We start from the raw sequence: 1,042 nt of genomic DNA, 5'->3' as shown, positions 1-1,042 counted from the left end.
TCAAGGCGTCGGTCTGCGACACTTGATTGCCAAGCTCGTCATAAGCGTAACTGGCATAAGTAGATATTTTCTTGGCAACTTATCAGGCATTGCAAATTTTACACTTAAATTTTTCCTTTCACCTTCTCCCACCATCCGCCATCTTCAATTTCTTTTTTTGAAGCCGGACGGGAATAAGGTGGCTTCAAAGAATAATGACAAATAGGACACACGAAATCAGGTGAATCAGGAAAAACAGGAGCCTCCAAACCTGGAGGTTCTGCCCAAAGCGCTAAACAATAATTGCATTGTATGTGCATATCTCGTTTCTCATCGCCTTGCCCACAAAGAAAGATTACTAATTCTCCTTCCCCACAAGCTGGGCAGTATCCAGTATAATATTCCTGTAGTTTCATAGTATCTTCTTTTCTTGAGAAAATTAGAGAGGCAGCCTTTCAATAATTTTAGAAAGCCCCGCCGCATACAGACTCCAAGTGTAACAATTTATCCCGCACATCCTGTAATTGATTTCTTCCTTTTCCCTCCTTCCTAAAGGCATCGGTGCTTTAGTAACTATCGTATGCCACAACGCATATTGCCCCACTGAAAATAAGGCAATTCTTATTGTCTTAAAAGAATCTTTTTCAACTGCGGCCTTTGTTGTTTTTGTCACTTGTATAAACCCTTCCCACGACTTGAAGTAAACTTCCTTACCTCCATCCTGAAACTCGTCTGGATTATCAATGCCTACGTCGTAACGGAAGCCTATATTTAGGGCAATCGTATTCACATAAATAAACCAGTGGGAGGGTAAGCGGGGTATTGTTGGCCCTGTTACAAAAAATACTTCAAAAACCTTGAACTTAGAGTCTGCATTTAGTATTCGCGAGATATTTGAAATAAATGATGTTGCAATTCTTTGCAGACTTGTTTGAGTTGTTTGAAGTTCCTGCGACGAAGTAAATCCACTTGGATCAATCTTATTTATTGGATCGTTAGCAGTATATACATACTTATGCAGCGATCCAGGATCAACACTTGTCCCTTCAAAACTATCCATCGT

The 1,042-nt window shown here is 40.2% G+C and carries 2 protein-coding genes; both read right to left on the bottom strand.

Annotated features, from left to right (window positions below; translation table 11 throughout):
* Positions 1-104: 104 nt before the first annotated feature.
* A complete protein-coding gene (locus tag AB1414_21485; protein MEW6609984.1) occupies positions 105-395 on the bottom strand; it encodes a hypothetical protein in 291 nt (96 codons plus the stop codon).
* Positions 396-418: 23 nt separating this feature from the next.
* The coding region (locus AB1414_21480; protein ID MEW6609983.1) for a hypothetical protein at positions 419-1,042 on the bottom strand (624 nt) is incomplete at its 5' end.

Source organism: bacterium (genome assembly GCA_040755795.1).
Taxonomy (GTDB): domain Bacteria; phylum UBA9089; class CG2-30-40-21; order CG2-30-40-21; family SBAY01; genus JBFLXS01.
Note: the sequence above shows the minus strand (reverse complement) of the source record. Positions and strands in the feature narration are given on the sequence as shown.